Origin of the sequence: Micromonospora sp. NPDC007220 (assembly GCF_040634035.1) — a bacterium.
Taxonomy (GTDB): Bacteria; Actinomycetota; Actinomycetes; order Mycobacteriales; family Micromonosporaceae; genus Micromonospora; species Micromonospora reichwaldensis.
In genome coordinates this window covers 1-18,069 of sequence record NZ_JBEYEU010000038.1, presented here as the reverse complement: position 1 = coordinate 18,069, position 18,069 = coordinate 1, and the positions used below count along the sequence as shown (strand labels likewise).

Sequence of the window (18,069 nt, the reverse complement as noted above, 5' to 3'; positions counted from 1 at the left end):
GCCCGAGCTCGTGGTCACGGCACGGCCTTGCGGTTCGCGCGCTCGATGCCGCGCCGGACGAGACCGCGCACACCCGGGAGGGTCATCGCCCGGATGGTCACGTCGCCCATCCACACGTGGAACCGGCTCGGCGGCGCGTACTGGAGCATTCCTCGACGGGCGAGCGCCTGCCGTTTCATGGCTTCCGGGCGCAGTCCCGCCTCCCACTCGGTCAGTGCCGCCGGCACGTCGTCGTGCCGTTGCAGGGCGGCGCCGAGCTGGTCCGCGCCGGCGAGCGCGAGGGTCGCCCCGTGCCCGGCGAAGAGCGTGACGCACCAGGCCGCGTCCCCGAGCAGCACGATCCGGCCGGTGCTCCAGCGTGGCATCACCACCTGGCTGATCGCGTCGAAGTAGGCGCCGGCCGGGTCCTTCCCGAGGTGGCGGATCGCGTCGGGGACACCCCCGCCGAGATCCCCGAACGCCGCGTCGAGCGCCTCCACCGCTCCGCGCCGCAGGTCGGCGGCCGGGTCCGCGCTGCGGTACGTGAAGAACGCCGACGATCGCCGCGGGCCCAGGTTGACGATCGCCGCCGTGCGTCCCGGGCCGATGAACGTGGTGGCTGAGGAGTCCGGCACGCCCGCCACCGGGTCGGCCAGGGGAAAGGCGCCCACGACGTACGGCAGATCGACCTGGAAGCCGGAGCCGAACGCGGCCGTCCGCGTGGCGGAGTGCACCCCGTCGGCGCCGACGAGCAGGTCGGCGTGTTCCGTGGTGCCGTCGCTCAGCACCACCCGCACCCGCTCGGTGTCCTGCTCCAGGGCCGTGACGGTGGTGCCGAAGCGGATGTCGGCGCGGTCGCGCACCGCCTCGTACAGCGTCGACTCCAGGTCGCCGCGGAACACCGACACGGCCCGGTTGCCGAGGGCGGCCTCGGCGAGGCTGGACGGCACCGTGAACTTGGGCCGTCCGTCGGCGCGGACGAGCACGGTGGTGAACAGACCCAGGTCGTACGCGGACAGCGCGGTGAGCAGGCCGAGGCGCTCGGCGGCGTCGTAGCCCGGGCCTATCAGATTGACCATGTAGCCGCTGCTGCGTCGGGCGGGGGCGCGTTCCACCACGACCGTGTGCCATCCGTCGCGTCCGAGTCGCAGCGCGGTGGCCAGCCCGGCTATGCCCGCTCCCACGATCACTGCACGTTTCATCCAGCACTCCCGAGTCAGAATGAGCGTTCGCTCAAACTAGTATGAGCGACTGCTCATACCGGGCGCAACGAGGGACGGCGTCACCGCCTAGACTTCGGACATGCCGCGTGGAGTAGCCATCCCGGAGATTCGGCAGCAGCTCTTCGCCGCCGTCGAGCGGCTGATCGTGCGAGACGGACCGAGCCGGCTCACCGGCAGGGCCGTGACGCGCGAGGCCGGCGTCGCCACCGGGCTGCTCTACGCGCACTTCGCGAACTTCGACGACTTCCTGGCCGGGTACTGGATCGACCGGTCCTTCGTGGTCTCCGGCGCGGTGGCCGGCCTCCCGGAGCGCGCCGGGTCCGGCACGGTCGCCGGCAACCTCAACCAGGCCATCCTGGCTACGCCGATGGAGACGCTGCTGGCACTGGCCCGGCTGATGGCCTTCCGGCCCGACCTGGTGACACAGGTCGAGACGGTGCTGGGCGGTGGGACCGCCGGCCTGCAGGCGGTCGAGCGTGCCGTCGCCGGCTACCTGGCCGCCGAGCGGCAACTCGGACGGGTGGCCGTCGGCGCCGACGTGGAGGCGCTGGCCCTGGCGGTGGTCGGCGTGCTGCACCACGTCGCCCTCACGGGCGGCCCCGATCCAGCGGCCCCGCTTCGAATCCAGCGGGCAGTGGCCGCACTCACCGGAGACCTTTCCGCCATCGCCGCCCCGAAGGCGTGATCCGCACCCTGACCGTTCCGCTCCTGCGGATGCGCGGGCTACCAGACGGCTCGGCGCTGTCGAGCTGAGCCGTCTACGACATCAGCGCGACGCGCTCCGCTTCCCGGGGAGCCGAATTCAACGGGCCACGCCCGCGAGCAACCAGCGTCGTACGGGGATCTCCAGCAACACCCGGAAGCTCTCCGGGGCGACCGGCTCGCGGATATCCCACCCTCCGTACTTGGTCGCGAAAGCCTTGACGATCGGGTCCGGGAAGTCGGTTCGGCGCACCCGGGCGAGACCCTCGGCCACGACGGGGGCTTCCCCGCCCTCCAGGGCCAGCGACACCCGTGGATCCGCCGCCACGTTGCGGGCCTTGACGCTCTCGCCCCCGCAACCGATCCACCACGTGTCATCGACGTAGACGAACCAGACCGGCGTCACGTGCGGCGAACCGTCGCGGCGCAGGGTGCACAGCCAGACTCTCAACTCCCGGGCCAGGCGAGCCGCGACCTCCGGTGGGACCGCTGCCTGCGGCTCTGGCAGACCCGTACGCCCGATGCTCGCCCCCACGCCCGAAACCTCCACGCCCAACCCCCTGCCCAGATCTGCCGCATGCCCGAGAGGTGCCTGACCCCGACGGCGTCTTGCGGCGGGGCTGTGGTGCCGCACCGCCGCCCCGGTCCGTCCAATGGTGATCAGGACGCCATGGACCTTATCCCGCCGTTTTAGGGTCCATGGTGTCCTGATCACCGGGAGGCTCGCGGGGATGCCGGTCCACCTGCGGTCTGCGCCGTCGTGGTGCACTCTCACAGGCACTTCACAGCGCTTCCGCGTAGTGTCCCGACGAGTCAGCGACCGGCTCCAGGGTGGAGTGCGGTGTCTTTGCACGGGAGTTCCGATGGTCTTCAAGAAGATGTTGAGCGCGTTCGGAGTGGGCGGGCCGAGCGTCGACACCGTCCTGACCAACCCGAACACCCGCCCCGGTCTGACCCTCGAGGGGCAGGTCAACCTGCAGGGCGGGGACGCCCCGGCCAACGTCGAGCAGGTCGTCGTCAGCCTGGTCACCCGGGTCGAGATCGAGGGCGGTGACACCGAGTACGCCGGCGTGATGGAGTTCCACCGGCTGCCGGTCAGCGGCGCGTTCCAGCTCGCCCCGAAGCAGCAGCTCTCCCTGCCGTTCCAGCTCCCGGTCCCGTGGGAGACGCCGATCACCGACGTCTACGGCCAGCGGCTGCGCGGCATGACGATGGGGCTGCGCACCGAGCTGGCCATCGCCCGGGCGGTCGACAAGGGCGACCTGGACCAGGTCAACGTGCACCCGCTGCCGGTGCACGAGCGGATCCTGGAGGCGTTCCAGCGGCTCGGCTTCCGGTTCAAGCACGCCGACCTGGAGCGCGGTCACATCCGTGGCACGCAGCAGACGCTGCCGTTCTACCAGGAGATCGAGTTCTTCGCCTCGCCCCAGTACGCGAGCACCATCAACGAGGTCGAGCTGACCTTCGTGACCAGCCCGCACGGCGTCGAGGTCATCCTGGAGTGCGACAAGCGCGGCGGGTTCCTGACCCCCGGGCACGACGCCTTCGGCCACTACCGGCTCTCGCACGCCGACGCCGACAAGACGGACTGGGTCCAGGTCGTCGACGGCTGGCTCCGGGAGACCACCTCCCGCTACGGCAGCCTGCGCGGCGCCCACGGCTTCGGCGGCCACGGTCACGGTCACGGGCACGGTCACGGCCGAGGCGTCGGCATGGGTGGCGTCGTCGCCGGTGCCGCGATGGGAGCCGTCGGGGGAATGATCGTCGGAGACATGATCGGCGACGCCTTCGAGGGCGACGGCGAGGACTTCGGCGGCTTCGAGGAGTAGGACCACTCACGACGGTGGCCCCCGGGACCGTAGTCCCGAGGGCCACCGTTGCCGTGGTGCGTCGCCCGGTCAGTGCCGGGCCTTGCGCTCCTCGCCACTGCGCCAGTTGCTGCCGGCCTTGGCCAGACCGCGGCTACCCAGGTAACCGATGGTCAGCAGCGTGATCATGAACCAGGCGTTGTCGGCCCGGAAGATGTCCACGCCGGTCGAGTTCTGGCCGACCAGCTGCGAGGCGGCCAGCACGCCGATCACGGCCGCGATGTAGACCCAGAACTCGGTCGTACGCAGCGACGGCTTGGTCTCCGTGCCGGGTGCCTGCATGGCCTCCCGGTGCCCGTCATGCATCATCGGCATCGGGCGGGTGGGCGTCTCCTGCATGGCCCGGTCCTGCATGGCCCGGTCCTGCATCGCCCGGTTGGGCGCGTCCTGCGTCGGCCGGTTCATCGGCCTGGTGGAAGCAGCCTGCGTGCTCATCTTGTCCTCCTCAGGATGCGATGAGTCGTACCTGCGTTCCCTCGCCCCGCTACCGCGTGTCGGCCACGGCACGGTTCGCGTGCATGGCGGGGGCACCCGCCGTCTACCCGACCCGACGGGGGCAGTAACACCCCCGGCACCCCGGATACCTGCCCCGCTCCCTGCACCCCACCCCCACCAAACCCACCCCCGCCCCGCCCCGAAGCCGGCGTCGATCATGCAGTTGCGGTGGGGTACAAAACGCCTGAACGGGTATCTGACGGGCACCACGACTGCATGATCGACGCCGGGTGCGGGCGGGACGGCGGGGCGACAGGTGGGGCGGGTTTGTCGGTGGGGGTGGCGGGCACGCAGGTCGGACCGACCACTCCTGTGAGGTGATGGACATGCGTGAGGACGACGTGCGACAGGACGCCGCCCGGCGGGCCGAGGAGCGGATCGCCGGTGGTGTGTACGGCGAGGGCGTTCTCGACGAGGTGACCGTGCCCCCTACCGACGTGCAGCGGGTCATCCAGGACGAGGACCCGGACGACCCGGCGCACGTTCCGGTCGACCCGGAGGTGCTGCGCGACGGCGGACCGACCCGGGGTCAGGGCGCCGTGACCACGACCGGCGGCACCGCCGGCCCGGCCAGCGTGCGCCGGGTGGCACGCCAGCCGGAGCGGCACCCGGGCAAGGTGGCCCCGACCACCACGGGCGACGCCACCACCGGCGGCCTGAGCACCCCGGCGGGCGGCTCCACCAGCGACCAGTCCGGCACCGCCAGCCAGGTCGGCGACTTCACCCCGGAGTGACCCGCCGACCAGGTCGCAGGGAGCCGGCGGGCGCAACGGGGCCGGCGGGCGCAACGGGGCCGGCGGGTCAGGCGGGGCGGAGGATGCCCAGGCGTTGGGTGGCGCGGGTGAGGGCGACGTAGAGGTCGCTGCGACCCCGGGGCGACTCCGCCACGATGCGGTCGGGGTCGACCAGGAGGACCGAGTCGAATTCGAGGCCCTTGGCCTGGCCGACGGTGAGCACCACCACGCGGCTCTCCAGCTCCGGGTCCTCGCCGATGGCCGCCTCGGGCAGGGCGGCGGTGAGCGCGGCGCCCAGCTCGTCGACCCGACCGGCCGGCACGATCACCCCGAGCCGGCCGTCGTCCAGGCCGGCGGCCTCCCCGGTGGTGGCGGCGACCAGCTCCGCCGCCAGGCGTTCCGGTGCCACCGCGCGGTCCCACGGCGGGACACCGCTGGAGCGTACGGAGCGGGGTGGGCGCAGTGCAGGGTCGATCTCGGTGAGCACGTCGGCGGCGACCGCCATGATCTCGGCCGGGGTGCGGTAGCTGACCGTCAGCTCCTCCAGCCGCCAGCGCTGCGCCACGTACGGCTCCAGCGCGTCGGCCCAGGACGGGGTGCCGGACAGCGCGCCGGTCTGCGCCACGTCGCCGACGATGGTCATCGAGCGGCTCGGGCAGCGGCGCATCAGCAGCCGCCAGGCCATGGGCGAGAGCTCCTGTGCCTCGTCGACGATCACGTGCCCGAACGCCCAGCCCCGGTCGGCCGCGGCCCGCTGGGCGGTGGTCAGCCGGTCCGCCTCCTCCTGCCGCTCCAGCAGCCGGTCGGCGTCGATCAGGTCGGTGACGCCGAGGATCTCACCGCCGTCGGCCTCGTCCTCCACGTCGATGGAGCGGGAGCCCCGGGCGATCTCCAGCACGCCCTCGGCGTACTCCCGTTGCAGGGCCCGGATCCGCTCCCGGCGGGCGGCGGCGGCCCGCTCGTCCTCGCCGAGCAGCTCGGCCGCCTCGTCGAGCAGCGGGACGTCGGCCGGCGTCCAGCCGCCCGGCTCGCGGTGCAGCATGGCCCGCTCGGCCTCGGTGAGCATGGGCGCGGCGACGGCGATCCGGTCGGGGGAGGCGTACAGGTCGGCGAGCAGGCGCTGCGGGGTGAGCACCGGCCAGAGCTGGTCCAGCACGGCCCGCACCTCGGGCTCCTCGCGCAGCTCGCGGCGGATCTCCGCCACGTCGGCCTCGTCGAGCAGGTTCTCCCCGCCCAGCGGGTCCGCGCCGATGCGCTCGGCGACCTGGGCCGCTAGGGCGTGGACGATCTCGACGTCGAAGAGCGCCCGGGCCAGGTTGTGGGGCCGCTCGGAGCGGCGGACCCGCTCCCGGGCGGCGCGGACGGTCTCCGGGTCGAGCAGCAGCACCTCCTGCTGCGGCAGCTCGATCTCCAGCGGCTCGTCGGGCACCCACTGCCGGTCCCGTACGGCGGCGGCCAGCACCTCGACCAGCACCGCGCGGCCCTTGAGCGCGGCGGTCGCGGCGGGCTCGGCCCGGCGGGCGCTGACCCCCGGGAAGAGGTCGCCCTGCGTCCGCAGGAGCACGCCCGTCTCGGCCAGCGCCGGGAGCACCTGGGAGATGTAGCGCAGGAACGTGGCGTTCGGGCCGACCATGAGCACGCCCCGGGTGGAGAGCTGCTCGCGGTGGGTGTAGAGCAGGTACGCCGCGCGGTGCAGCGCGACGGCGGTCTTGCCGGTGCCGGGGCCACCCTGCACGACCAGTACGCCCGGCAGGTCGGCGCGGATGATCCGGTCCTGCTCGCCCTGGATGGTCTCGACGATGTCGCGCATCCGGCCGGTGCGCCCGGCGTTGAGCGCGGCGAGCAGCGACGCCTCGCCGGTCAGCTCCTCGTGCGCGGTGGGGGAGGCGGTCTCCAGGTCCAGCACCTCGTCGTTGAGGGCGATCACCTTCCGCTCCCGGGTGCGCAGGTGCCGGCGGCGGCGCACTCCCTGGGAGTTGGCCGCGGTGGCGAGATAGAAGGCGCGGGCCGCGGGGGCACGCCAGTCCATCAGCAGCGGGTCGTAGTCGCCGCCGGTGTCGAAGATGCCGATCCGGCCGATGTAGTGCGGGCCGCCGTCGTCGGTGTCGAGCCGGCCGAAGCAGAGGCCGCTCTCGACGGCGGAGAGCTGCTCGACCTGGTCGGCGTACATCCGCACCGCGCTGTCGCGCTGGGAGCGGGCCTGGAGGGTGCCGCCGGTCGCCCGCAGCTCCTCGGTCAGCCGTCGGGACGCCTGCTCGCGCAGCTCGTCCAGCCGGCGGTAGAGCATCGAGACATATTCCTGTTCGCGGCCGATTTCGTCATCGGACTGCAATTCGGCGGAATCGGCGGAATGCCTTGACAAGCCGTCTCCCATTTGGTTAGCATCTCTCTCGGAACGGCTTTCGATGGCCGTTCTTTTTGTTGCCTGAACTGAGAAAGATACCGTGCGCCGGCCGTCGCGACCAAGCGCGCCGGGCCACGCCACAGGCCGCCCCGGAGAGACAGCGGGGGCCCGCCGCATGGCGGGCCCCCGGACTGCCGGTCCTCAGCCCCTGGCGACCTCGTAGAGCCGCTCCGGCGTCACCGCTCCGGCGATGAGCCGGCCGTCGTCGGTGAGCAGCGCGCTGAACAGCTTCCCGGTCAGCAGCCGGCCGCTGCCCCAGTCGCCGCTGACCTTCGGCAGCTTGCCGAGCAGCGCCGCCGGGTCGCCGGTCGACCCGTCCCCGGCGGGGGCGGTCCCGGCCCGGTCGGCGGGCGTGCCGGCACCGTCGAGCCGCGCGACCACCACCGTGGCCCAGCTCTCGCCGACGGTACGCACGTCCGGCCGCTCGCCGTGCGCCGGTCGCTTCCCGGGCGCGTCGGCGGGCTTGTTCCCGGCGGTCTCCTCGGTCACCTTCACCCCGGGCGGCGGGTTGAAGGTGAACTGCTCGGCGTCCGGCCGGGCGTACGACACCTGGGTGAAGGCCATCTCGAAGGCCGGCTTGTCGCTGCCGTCGGCGAAGACCTCGAAGCGCAGCGGCACGTGCTGGCGCGCGTCGATGGCGATGCGCACCTGGTACACCAGCGAGGCGGCGTCGCGCGGGGCGAGCACCAGCTCGTACGCGTCCCGGCCGGCGACCGTGGCGGACCGGCCGACGCTCACCTCGGTGCTCGGGCTGATCGCCGCCAGGGCCCGGTCGGCCGCCTCCCCGGGGGTGACCGGCAACTCCGGGCTCCCGGTCCCGCCGGCGCCCTCGGGGAGCGTGCGGTGGGTGGCGGTGTTGGACCGGCTGTTCCAGGCCCACACGTCGCGGCCGTTGCGGATGACGTCCCGCTCGCCGAGCGTGTCCACGAGGGCGATGCGCTGCCGGTCGGGCCCGGAGTGCCAGACCCGCAGCGTGTGCGTGCCGGTCAGCAGGCCGGCCGGGCCGTCGCCGGCGACCAGGCCGGCCAGCGGCGGCAGGCCCAGGTCGGCGCGCTGCACGACCGTGCCGGAGAGCCCCTCCAGCCGGGAGGTCTGCAGGTCGACCAGGAGTTGGGCGGCGGTACGCGGCGGCAGGCTCGGCTCGGCCTGGGCGGCGAACGTGCCGAGCGCGGCGCCGCCGCCGATGACGGTCACGACGGCGGTCACCGGGACCAGCCAGCGTAGGACGGGACGGCTCTTCAGGACGGACATGTGACACCTCCTGCCGGACATCCTGCCTCCCCGACGCTGTGAGGGCGCTGAGGACGACCGTACGACCGCCCGCACGGGTGGCACCCTTGACCCCGTGCGGTTGCTGGTGGTGGAGGACGAGTCGCGGCTGGCGTCCGCCCTGCAACGGGGTCTGCAGGCCGAGGGGTTCGCGGTGGACGTGGCGGCGACCGGCCCGGCGGGGCTCGACGCGGCCCGGCACGGTGGGTACGACGCGATGATCCTCGACGTGATGCTGCCCGGCCTCTCCGGCTACGAGCTGGTGCGCCGGTTGCGCGCCGAGGAGCACTGGCTCCCGGTGCTCATGCTCTCGGCGAAGGACGGCGAGTACGACCAGGCCGACGGGCTGGACTGCGGGGCCGACGACTACCTCACCAAGCCCTTCTCGTACGTCGTGCTGCTGGCCCGGCTGCGGGCCCTGTTGCGTCGCGGCGCCCCCGAACGCCCCACGGTCCTCGCGGTCGGCGACCTCCGGCTCGATCCGGCCCGGCGGCGGGTGACCCGGGCCGACGCCGAGGTCGCGCTGACCAGCCGCGAGTTCGCGCTGCTCGACTACCTGATGCGCCGCCCCGGCGAGGTGGTCTCCAAGACGGAGCTGCTCGACCACGTCTGGGACGCCAGCGTCGAGACGGCGCCCAACGCCGTCGAGGTCTACGTGGGATACCTGCGGCGCAAGATCGGCCGGGAGCGTCTGGAGACGGTCCGGGGCGCCGGCTATCGGCTCGCCCCGTGACGCGGGGGGCGCGCGGGCGCCTGCGTGCCGCGCTCGGGCTGCGCGGGCGGCTGATGGTGGTCGGGGTGCTCGGGGTGTCGGGGGGACTGGCCGTCGGAGGGCTCGTCCTGCTCGCCGTGCTGGGCTGGGCCCTGCAACGCGCCGTGGACACCGAGGCGTTCCAGACCGCCGACGCGGTCGCGCTGCTCGCCGCCGAGGAGGTCCTGCCCGATCCGCTGCCGGTGGCCGGCGGACAGGTCCGGGTGCAGGTGATCGACGCCGAGGGCAGGGTGCGGGCCGCCTCGATCGACGCCGACCGGTTGGTGCCGATGGTGTCGCCGGAACGGATCGACACCGGCGCGCGGCAGCGGCTGACGGTGTCGGGGGAGCGGGTCGGCCTGGCCGGGCCGGTGCGGGTGGTGACCGTACCGGCGGGCACCGCCGCCGACCCGCGCACCGTCCTGGTGGCCCGGTCGCTGGCGGACGTACGGCACAGCGCGCACGTCGTACGGACCATCCTGCTGGTGAGTTTTCCGCTGCTGGTGGCGGTGCTGGCCGCCGTGGCCTGGCGGGTGGTCGGCGCGACCCTGCGCCCGGTGGAGGCGCTGCGCCGGGGCGCCGAGGAGATCACCGGGCGGGACGGGTGCGGGCGGCTGCCCGTACCGGCGTCGCAGGACGAGATCCACCGGCTGGCGGTGACGCTCAACGGGATGCTGGGCCGGCTGGAGTCCGCCCGGGACCGGCAGCGGGCGTTCGTCGCCGACGCCGCCCACGAGCTGCGCAGCCCGCTGACGAACATCCGTACCGAGCTGGAGGTCGCCCGGCGGCTCGCCGACCGGACGGACTGGCCGGCGGTGTCGGCGAACCTGCTCGCCGACACCGAGCGGCTCGGTTGGCTCGTCGACGACCTGCTCCTGCTGGCCCGGCTCGACGAGCGGCCGACGGCACGGGCCACCGGGCCGGTCGAGTTGGGGGCCCTGCTGGCGGCGGTGGCCGCCCGGTATGCGGCGCCGCCGGTGCGCCTCGACGCGCCGGCGATGCCGCTGTGGACCGAGGGCGACCCCGACGAGCTGCGCCGGATCCTCACCAACCTGGTCGACAACGCGGTCCGGCACGCCCACGGCGAGGTGGTGCTGACCGCCGGCCCGGGCGCCGACGAGGCGGGCGGCGCCGGCGGGCTGGCCGGTCGGGGAGCGGTGGACGGCGGGCTGCCCAGCCGGGGAGCGCCGGACGGCTGGACGGCCGGCCGGGGAGCGGCGGACGGCGGGACGGCCGGCAGGGGAACGGGCGGCAGCGGCGCTGGCGACGGGGCGTACCACCTGGTGACGGTGACCGACGACGGGCCGGGGATCCCGGCCGCGGACCGGGAGCGGGTCTTCGGGCGGTTCACCCGGCTCGACGACGCCCGCGCCCGGGACGACGGCGGCGCCGGCCTCGGGCTGGCCATCGTGCGCGAGCTGGTCCGCCGGGCCAGCGGCGGCATCGTCCTGACCGACGCCCACCCCGGCCGGGACGGCGGTCCGGGGCTGCGGGTACGGCTGCTGCTGCCGGCCCTGCCCGACCCGGAGCGGCCCTGACGGACCGGGCCGCGCCGGGCGATGGTCCGGCCGGACCGCCCGGCGCGCCCACGATCGGCGCCGCGCCACCCGGGACCCGCGCGGCGGCCCGTCAGCCGGAGCGGGCCGTCAGTCGCGACGGGCCTTCAGCCGCGGCGGGTGCAGACCTGCTGGGCGCGGGCGATCGTGTCGGTCGACCACACGACCGCGACCGTGAAGCAGTAGTCGGTGCTGCGGTTCAGTCCGTAGACGACGAAGGCGGTGGTGCCGGCGGGCAGGTTGGCGAAGGCCGTCTGCGCCTGGCCGACCCGGCCGCCCGAGATGACCACCGGGCCCTCGCCGCCGGCCGGGTACGTCCAGCGCAGCGCCACGTTGTCGCGGTTGTCCCGCAGCGTCACCGAGCCCGGCGGGCTGCCGGGGGAGGCCACGGCCCCGGCCGTGGGGCCGGCGGCCGACGGGGCGCCCGTGCCGGCCGGGTCCCCGGCCCGCGTGGAGGCCGGTGCGCCGGTGGCTGCCGGGGGCGCCGGGTCGGGGGCACCGTCCATCCCGGCCACCCCGGTGATCACCGCCACCGTGCCCAGCAGCACCACCGCGACGCCACCGACGGCGAGCGGCAGCAGCCGGTTGGTGCGCCGGGACGGCGCGCGGTGCACCGGCACCGGCAGCAGCCGCGACGGCTGGTAGGGCTCCTCGGGCGCGCCGGGCTGGCGGACCCGGTGCACCCCCTCGGCCTCCTCGGTGGCGCCGTTGGCCAGGGGGACGACCGCCGGCGGCACGGCGCTGTCGGCCGGCCCGTCCCCGGCGTCGGCCTCGGGGGGCCACCAGCCGGGCGGCGGGTCCTCCGTCGGCTGCCGGGGCGTCGGCACCACGTGCGGCGGCCCGGCGTACGGGTCCGGCTCCGCCGGGCGGTAGCCCGCCTGCGAGGGGTGCTGTGCCGTCGCCGGCCCGTCGCCCGGAGGCGGGGTGCGCGCGGATGGCACGATCGGACCGTCCCGGCCGACGGGTGCGGTGTCGGCGCAGACGTGGTCCGGGTTGGCCGCCGCCCTGGCCAGCCCCGCCACCTGCGTGGCCAGCGGGTCGTCCGCCGGCAGGTGCTGTCGGCACAGCTCCCGGGCCAGCGCCAGGTTGTCGTGCGCCTCGGCGAACTGCCCGCAGTCGCGCCGCATCGCCCCGAGCCGGGCCAGCATCTTGATGCCGCTGGGGTGCCCGTCGCCGTAGACCTCGCGGTGCAGCTCCCAGGCGTCCAGCAGCCGGTCGCGGGCCACCTGGCACTGGCCGCGCGCGTACTCCACGGTGGCGAGGTCGGCGTGGGCGGCGAGCACCCGCAGCGACTCGGGACCGTCGAGCGCGGTCAGCTCGATGATCACTTCCTGGTAGAGCCGGGCGGCGCGGGACCAGCTGCCGACCCGGTGCAGCACCGCCGCGAGGGTGGCCGCGGCGGCCACCGTGCGCTGGTCGGAGCGCCCGTGCAGCCGGGTCGCGGCCGCGTACGCGAAGGCGGCCCAGCCCCGGGCCGAGTGCGGCTCGCCGAGGGCGACCAGCACGCGGGCCTGGAGGCTGGCGGCCTCGGCCAGCTCGGGTGTGGCGTTGGCCGGACGCGGGTCGGCGTCGGTCAGCGCGTCCGCGAGCAGCCGTTGGGCACCGGCGAGGTCGCCGGAGGACACCAGGTGGTGCGCCTGGTCAGTCAGTTCACCGAAGCCGTAAGGCACGCCCCATCGTGCTCATCCGACGACGGTAAGTACAAGACCCGAGCGGGAGTGTATTGGTCAAGAACCGGTCAGGTGTGCGGCGAGCGTCTCGCTGATCCGACGCAACTGGTCCACCTGGGCCGGGCTCAACGCGTCGAAGAGGTGCCGGCGTACCCCCTCGACGTGGCCGGGTGCGGCGGCGGCGAGGGTGGCGAATCCCTCGTCGGTGAGGACGGCGATCTGCCCGCGCCGGTCGGTGGGGCACTCCTCGCGGCGGACCCAGCCGGCCGCCTCCAGCCGGGCCACGGCGTGCGAGAGCCGGCTGCGCGAGGAGCCGCTGGCCTCGGCGAGGTCGCTCATCCGCAGCCGCCGCTGCGGCGCCTCGGAGAGCCGGACCAGGATCTCGTAGTAGGCGTGCGGCATCCCGGCGTCGCGTTGCAGCTCCCGGTCCAGCGCCTCCATCAGCGCCCGGGAGGCGGTCAGGTACGCGCGCCAGGTGCGCTGCTCGTCGGGGTCCAGCCAGCGGGTCATGACGCCCATCATACGCCAGATAGTTGAACGTTCAACAAAATCGCGCTAGCGTCGGTGGCATGGGAATCCACCGTCTGAACCACGCCGTGCTCTACGTCAGTGACCTCGCCCGCAGCGTCGGCTTCTACCGCGACGTGCTGGGCTTCCGGCCGATCCCGATGACGCCGGACGGCTTCCGGGGCGCCGCCTTCCTCCAGGCGCCCGGCTCCACCAACGACCACGACCTCGGCCTGTTCGAGGTCGGCGCGGGCACCGGCCCCTCCACCGCCGGCCGCGGCACCGTCGGGCTCTACCACCTGGCCTGGGAGGTCGACACCCTCGACGAGCTGGAGGTGACCGCCCAGCGGCTGGCCGCCGCCGGCGCCCTGGGCGGCGCGTCCGACCACGGCACCACCAAGAGCCTCTACGGCCAGGACCCGGACGGGCTGGAGTTCGAGATCGTCTGGCTGGTGCCCGCCGACCGGCTCGACGACGCCGCCCTGGCCGCCCGCAAGCGGATCGGCCGGCTCGACCTGGACGCCGAGCGGCGGCGCTACGGCGGCCAGACCCGTGGCGGCGTCGGCGTCTCCGTCCCGGCCTGACCCGACCGGGATCCGACGGCGTCCCGTCCTGACCGGCTCGGGGCGGGACGCCGCGCCGACCGCGCGCCGCCCCGACCGCGCGCCGCCCCGACCGCGCGCCGCCCCGACCGCGCGCCGCGCCGTCCGGCCCGGATGGGGGGAGCTGTGCCCGGCCCGGGGCGGGCGTGCGGTAGAACGGCAGCATGCCGACCGACGCCGTCCTGCGCGAGCTGCTCGTCCGACACCTGGAGACCTGGCTGCCGGGGGCGCTGCACCGCGCCCGGCGGGCCACCCTGGCCCTGGCGTACGCCGGCGGCGACGCCGGCTCCGCGGAGGCCGCGCTGCGGGTGGTCGCCCGGCACGCCGACCGGCTGCGGGGGCGCCAGCTCACCGTGCTGGTGCTCGCCGACGGCACCGAGGAGCTGCCGGCCCGGCTCGGCGCCGTGGAGGCGGAACTGCCGGCGGGCGTCGCCGTGCACCTCGTGCCCGGCGGACCGGCCCGGCTGCCGGTGGCGGTCAAGGCGGCCGGCGCGGCCGGCGCGCCCCTGCTGTCCGTCGTGGACGACGACGCCGCCGATCCCGCCGTGCTGACCGCCGCGGCGATCGGCAAGCCGGCGGACGTGCTGCTCGCCACCGCCGTCGGCACCCCCGCGCGCGCCGCCCTCGCCGACGCCGGGTTCCCGCTGACGACCGAGCTGGAACTGGTGCCCGCCGACGGGGCTCCGGCGCGGCTGCTCGCCTTCGCGACGGGGTCGGACAAGAGCTTGGAGGCGTTCAAGGAGGCGCTCTGGGCGGTCGACGGTGCCGCCGGCGTGCGCTACCGCGACCCGGCGGGGCGGCTGCTCGACGTCGTCGCGGCCCCGGAGCCCGGCCCGCTGCGCCGCGAGCTGCTGGCGGAGCTGGCGCGCTCCGGCCCGCGTACGGTCACCGAGCTGCGCCGGCACGCCCTCACGGCGACCGTCTACCGGTCGTCCGACGCCGTCCGGGCGCTGACCGGCCTGCTCGACGCGGGGGAGGCGACCCGCGACCCGGAGCACGGCCGGCTCGGCGGGGACGTGGTCGTCTCGGCGCACGGGGACGGACCGGCGTCCTGACGCGAACGTCGAGCGGGGTGCCGGTGGATCACCGGCACCCCGCTCGACCTCGGGACCTCACGCCCGGGATTTGTCCTGCTTCCAGGACAGCGGACCCGGCAGGTCGACCCGGTGCGCCTTGGCCCGCGAGTTCCAGGACCAGCGACCGATCTTGATGCTCCAGGAGGAGAAGCCGTTCTCGGTGAAGTTCAGGATGATCGGACCGTACTTCTTGCGCTTGCGGAACATCAGACCCATCGTCGGACTCCCTTCGATTCCCTTCCCTGCCCTGTCGAACCCGAACATGCCCGGATCGCCGAATCGTGAAACCCCTGTCCGTCCGCTCTGGACGGCGTCGAGGGGCGGTGACGAATCCTGTGCGTCCGAGGGGGTCGAACCCCACCCGCCGGCAATAGGGGTCCGGGGCGGTGTCGGCCGACGTCGATCCCGCCTCCGATAGGGGCATTGACCGGGGCCCCGGCCCCCGGCAGCATGGGGCGATGACGCAGCGGGACGATCTTCTCCACGCGGCTCGCCTGCCCGTCGACGGAGGGCTGCCCCGCACCTCCGGCGCCCACCCGACTCCGCAGCCGGCGTGACCACCGTGGAGTGGTCCAGGCAGGGCGATGCCGACCTGCTGCCGGTGGACCGGGACCTGTTCCGGGCGCTGCTGCGCCGGCAGGCCGCCACCGTCACCGTCGTCACCGCGGTCGCCCCGGCCCACCCGGACGCCTCCGGCGGGCCCGTACGGGCCGGCTTCACGGCCACGTCGTTCACGTCGGTCTCGCTGGACCCGCCGCTGGTCTCGTTCTGCCTCGGGACCGTCTCGTCGAGCTGGCCCGTCTTCGCCCGGGCCGAGCACGTCGCCGTGCACCTGCTCGGCGCCCACCAGCGGGAGGCCGCCCGGGTCTTCGCCACCGGCGGGATCGACCGGTTCGCCGCCTATCCGCACTGGACGCCGGGGCCGTTCGACGTGCCGCTGCTGACCGGAGCGCTGGCCCGGCTGCTGTGCCGGGTCGTGCACCGGGTGCCGGTCGGCGACCACACCCTCTTCGTGGTCGAGCCGCTCGCGCTCGGCGGCGGCGAGGACGGGGACCCGCTGGTCCACCACCGGGGCGGCTACACCACGACGGGCCCGCTGGCGCGGCCCTGACCGGGCCGGGCCCGCCCCACGGCGCGGCCGGCCGGCCCTGGTCAGGCGGGGGCGCGGTCGACGACGAGCACGCGGGTCACGCTGCCATCGTCCTCGGCGATGTCGCGTTCGTGGACGAAGCCGATCCTGGCCAGCAGCGACAGCGACGCGTGGTTGGCGTCGGCGACCGTCGCGTACACGCGGGGCAGGCCGAGGGCGTCGAAGCCGTGGCGGACCAGGGCCCGGGCCAGCTCCGTGCCGAGACCGGCGCCCCAGGCCGGCTTCGCCAACGCGTAGATGATCTCGTGACCGTCGACCTGGTCCGTCCGCTTGATCTCGGCGTGCCCGACGTAGCGACCGTCCCGGCGCACCGCCCAGACGTCGAAGAGGTCCTCCGCGTAGACCTTCGTGAAGATCCGCCCGAAGAGGGCGCCGGCCGCCTCGGCGCTCAGCGGGCCGTCGCCCATGAACCGGCCCACCTCCGGGTCGGCGAGCAGGGACACGGCGTCCTCGGCGTCGTCCGGCCGGTAGGGCTCCAGCAGCAGGCGGTCGGTGTGCAGGACGGGGGTGGGCATCAGCGCGGCTCCCAGGCGTCGGGCAAAGCCGTCAACCTACGGACGTGGGCGGGCAGCCGGCCACTGATTATCTCCGCGAGGCTCACCTCGTCGACCACCCGTCGCACGGCGGCCCGCACCGCGACCCAGAGCCCGGGCAGGTTCTCCGCCGCGCCCTCGTAGCTGGTCTCCTCCGGGCGCAGCCCGCGCACCCCGGCCAGCGGACCCTCCACGGCGCGCAGCACCGCGCCGACGGTCACCTCGCGCGGCGGCCGGGCCAACGTGTAGCCGCCCTCGGCGCCGCGCTGCGCCCGGACGATGCCGGCCCGCCGCAGGTCGGCCAGGACGGCCTCCAGGAACTTGCGCGGCATGTCCTGCTCCGTGGCGATGGCCTGGGTGGACAGCAGCCGAGGGTACGCGGTGGCGAGGCTCAGGGCCGCCCGTACCGCGTAGTCGCCGCGCGCGGAGATCTGCACCCCGACATCATGCCCCGCGCGGTCGGCCGGTCGCGTCGGCGGGCGGGCGGGGCCGGACGACCGGCCCGGGTACCGGCTGCTCGCGGGCCGCGCGGAACGCGCCCGGGCTCACCCCGACCTCCCGGGTGAAGAACCGGCCGAAGTTCGTCGGCTCGGAGAAGCCCAGCCGCCGGCCGATGCGGGCGATCGGCTCGTCGGTGGCGGCCAGCAGCCGGCTCGCCTGGAGGGCCACCCGCTCGTCGACCACCTGCTTGGCGCTGCGCCCGGTCACCGCCAGGCAGGCCCGGGTGAGCGTACGCACCGAGCAGCCCAGCCGGGCGGCGTAGTCCTCGACCCGGCGGGTGTGCTGGTAGCCGCGTTCGACCTCGCGGCACAGCCGATGGAAGGTGGCGGCCTCCGCCCGGGTCGCCGGGTGGGCGCGTTCGGGCAGCATCGACAGCCGGAGCAGCAGCACGGCGAGCTGGTGGCGGAGCAGTCCGCGCGCGACGGCGAGTCCCCGGTGCCGTTGGCAGTCCACCGCCAGCTGGCTCACCTCGTTGATCACCGCGTCCTCGTCCTCGCCGGCGAGCTGGAGCCAGGCCGGGACGGCGTCCGGATCGACGTCGAGCCCGCGCAGCGCCGCCGGATCCCAGCGCACCACCGTCGCGTCGAGCTGCGGGCCGGCGCAGCGCAGCACCTGGCCGGCGCGCACCCGCAGCAGCGTCCCGGGGCGGCAGGGCAGGGCGCGGAAGTCCAACTCGGCCGTGCCGTGTCCGCCCGTGGTCAGCACGAGCAGGTCCTTCTCCAGCAGCACCGGACGACGCCAGCGCGGCTCGGGGGCGAGGTCACCGAGGGCGACCGTGTCGATCTCGGCGGGGGCGGTCGCCGGGTTGCCGGGCGGAGCGGGGGAGAGCTGACCGGAAGAGACCATCGCCTGCGACGGTAGCCCGGAGCGACGGCCAATGCATCCCGGGAGCGCCTCCCAGGTAACGCGCGCGGCCGGTCGCACTGCGGGCCCGGCCCACTGGCCGGCCGGCCGGCGGGCGCCCGCCGGCCGGCCGGGGGGCGGGGGGGGCGGGCGGGCGGCGGGCCGCGCCCCGGCCCACCCCCCGGAGAACGGCAAAGCACACGTCA

Annotated in this window: 19 protein-coding genes; 8 read left to right on the top strand and 11 right to left on the bottom strand. The window is 75.0% G+C overall.

From position 1 onward, the window contains the following. Positions 1–14: 14 nt before the first annotated feature. Positions 15–1,181, bottom strand: coding sequence for an FAD-dependent oxidoreductase (locus tag ABZ573_RS30700; protein ID WP_358122532.1), 1,167 nt, complete (start codon positions 1,179–1,181; stop codon positions 15–17). A gap of 100 nt (positions 1,182–1,281) precedes the next feature. Between ABZ573_RS30700 and ABZ573_RS30695 the strand changes: the two genes are divergently transcribed. After that, complete coding sequence (locus tag ABZ573_RS30695) at positions 1,282–1,887, top strand: TetR family transcriptional regulator (protein ID WP_358122530.1); 606 nt, start codon at positions 1,282–1,284, stop codon at positions 1,885–1,887. A gap of 117 nt (positions 1,888–2,004) precedes the next feature. On the opposite strand, the gene ABZ573_RS30690 is transcribed toward ABZ573_RS30695, so the two are convergent. Continuing rightward, complete coding sequence (locus ABZ573_RS30690) at positions 2,005–2,439, bottom strand: pyridoxamine 5'-phosphate oxidase family protein (protein WP_358122528.1); 435 nt, start codon at positions 2,437–2,439, stop codon at positions 2,005–2,007. A gap of 328 nt (positions 2,440–2,767) precedes the next feature. Here ABZ573_RS30690 and ABZ573_RS30685 point away from each other — a divergent pair, with 328 nt between their 5' ends. Next, positions 2,768–3,733, top strand: a complete 966-nt coding sequence (locus ABZ573_RS30685) for a sporulation protein (RefSeq protein ID WP_327030957.1) — start codon at positions 2,768–2,770, stop codon at positions 3,731–3,733. Positions 3,734–3,802: 69 nt separating this feature from the next. Here ABZ573_RS30685 and ABZ573_RS30680 read toward each other — a convergent pair whose 3' ends face one another. Further along, entirely contained in the window at positions 3,803–4,207 is a 405-nt protein-coding gene (locus tag ABZ573_RS30680; protein ID WP_151455875.1) for a hypothetical protein, read from the bottom strand. A gap of 386 nt (positions 4,208–4,593) precedes the next feature. Between ABZ573_RS30680 and ABZ573_RS30675 the strand changes: the two genes are divergently transcribed. After that, positions 4,594–5,001, top strand: a complete 408-nt coding sequence (locus ABZ573_RS30675) for a hypothetical protein (RefSeq protein WP_151457334.1) — start codon at positions 4,594–4,596, stop codon at positions 4,999–5,001. 67 nt (positions 5,002–5,068) lie between these two features. On the opposite strand, the gene ABZ573_RS30670 is transcribed toward ABZ573_RS30675, so the two are convergent. Further along, positions 5,069–7,375, bottom strand: coding sequence for an ATP-binding domain-containing protein (locus tag ABZ573_RS30670; protein ID WP_327030958.1), 2,307 nt, complete (start codon positions 7,373–7,375; stop codon positions 5,069–5,071). 171 nt (positions 7,376–7,546) lie between these two features. Next, complete coding sequence (locus tag ABZ573_RS30665) at positions 7,547–8,656, bottom strand: sigma-E factor regulatory protein RseB domain-containing protein (RefSeq protein WP_358122525.1); 1,110 nt, start codon at positions 8,654–8,656, stop codon at positions 7,547–7,549. Between the two features lie 94 nt (positions 8,657–8,750). On the opposite strand from ABZ573_RS30665, the gene ABZ573_RS30660 reads away from it, so the two are divergent. Together ABZ573_RS30660 and ABZ573_RS30655 are read left to right on the top strand one after the other, a co-directional pair. Further along, the gene (locus ABZ573_RS30660) at positions 8,751–9,407 is read left to right on the top strand and encodes a response regulator transcription factor (RefSeq protein ID WP_132240027.1); all 657 of its coding nucleotides are present in this window, start codon (positions 8,751–8,753) and stop codon (positions 9,405–9,407) included. Positions 9,408–9,460: 53 nt separating this feature from the next. Then, a complete protein-coding gene (locus ABZ573_RS30655) occupies positions 9,461–10,963 on the top strand; it encodes an ATP-binding protein (RefSeq protein WP_358122560.1) in 1,503 nt (500 codons plus the stop codon). A gap of 125 nt (positions 10,964–11,088) precedes the next feature. Here ABZ573_RS30655 and ABZ573_RS30650 read toward each other — a convergent pair whose 3' ends face one another. Together ABZ573_RS30650 and ABZ573_RS30645 are read right to left on the bottom strand one after the other, a co-directional pair. Next, positions 11,089–12,651 (bottom strand): tetratricopeptide repeat protein, encoded by a 1,563-nt coding sequence (locus ABZ573_RS30650; protein ID WP_151457291.1) that lies wholly within the window; start codon positions 12,649–12,651, stop codon positions 11,089–11,091. Between the two features lie 57 nt (positions 12,652–12,708). Continuing rightward, a complete protein-coding gene (locus tag ABZ573_RS30645; protein ID WP_132240103.1) occupies positions 12,709–13,170 on the bottom strand; it encodes a MarR family transcriptional regulator in 462 nt (153 codons plus the stop codon). 50 nt (positions 13,171–13,220) lie between these two features. Here ABZ573_RS30645 and ABZ573_RS30640 point away from each other — a divergent pair, with 50 nt between their 5' ends. Then, positions 13,221–13,742, top strand: a complete 522-nt coding sequence (locus tag ABZ573_RS30640; protein ID WP_151457290.1) for a VOC family protein — start codon at positions 13,221–13,223, stop codon at positions 13,740–13,742. A gap of 182 nt (positions 13,743–13,924) precedes the next feature. Further along, complete coding sequence (locus tag ABZ573_RS30635) at positions 13,925–14,815, top strand: hypothetical protein (RefSeq protein ID WP_358122522.1); 891 nt, start codon at positions 13,925–13,927, stop codon at positions 14,813–14,815. 57 nt (positions 14,816–14,872) lie between these two features. Here the strand turns inward: ABZ573_RS30635 and ABZ573_RS30630 are convergent, their stop codons facing one another. After that, a complete protein-coding gene (locus tag ABZ573_RS30630; protein WP_007075522.1) occupies positions 14,873–15,052 on the bottom strand; it encodes a DUF4236 domain-containing protein in 180 nt (59 codons plus the stop codon). Positions 15,053–15,398: 346 nt separating this feature from the next. On the opposite strand from ABZ573_RS30630, the gene ABZ573_RS30625 reads away from it, so the two are divergent. Beyond that, the gene (locus ABZ573_RS30625) at positions 15,399–15,947 is read left to right on the top strand and encodes a flavin reductase family protein (RefSeq protein WP_358122557.1); all 549 of its coding nucleotides are present in this window, start codon (positions 15,399–15,401) and stop codon (positions 15,945–15,947) included. Positions 15,948–15,988: 41 nt separating this feature from the next. Here ABZ573_RS30625 and ABZ573_RS30620 read toward each other — a convergent pair whose 3' ends face one another. From ABZ573_RS30620 to ABZ573_RS30610, 3 genes are read right to left on the bottom strand one after another with little or no spacing between them, the layout of a single operon-like run. Continuing rightward, entirely contained in the window at positions 15,989–16,501 is a 513-nt protein-coding gene (locus ABZ573_RS30620; RefSeq protein ID WP_358122520.1) for a GNAT family N-acetyltransferase, read from the bottom strand. Continuing rightward, on the bottom strand, positions 16,501–16,956 hold the full coding sequence (locus ABZ573_RS30615; RefSeq protein WP_121398934.1) for an Rrf2 family transcriptional regulator: 456 nt from the start codon (positions 16,954–16,956) through the stop codon (positions 16,501–16,503). The genes ABZ573_RS30620 and ABZ573_RS30615 overlap by 1 nt, the downstream gene beginning before the upstream one ends. Positions 16,957–16,963: 7 nt before the next feature. After that, positions 16,964–17,866 carry an AraC family transcriptional regulator gene (locus ABZ573_RS30610; RefSeq protein ID WP_327030964.1) on the bottom strand — a complete coding sequence of 301 codons (903 nt, stop codon included), beginning with the start codon at positions 17,864–17,866 and terminating at the stop codon, positions 16,964–16,966. Between the last annotated feature and the right edge of the window lie 203 nt (positions 17,867–18,069).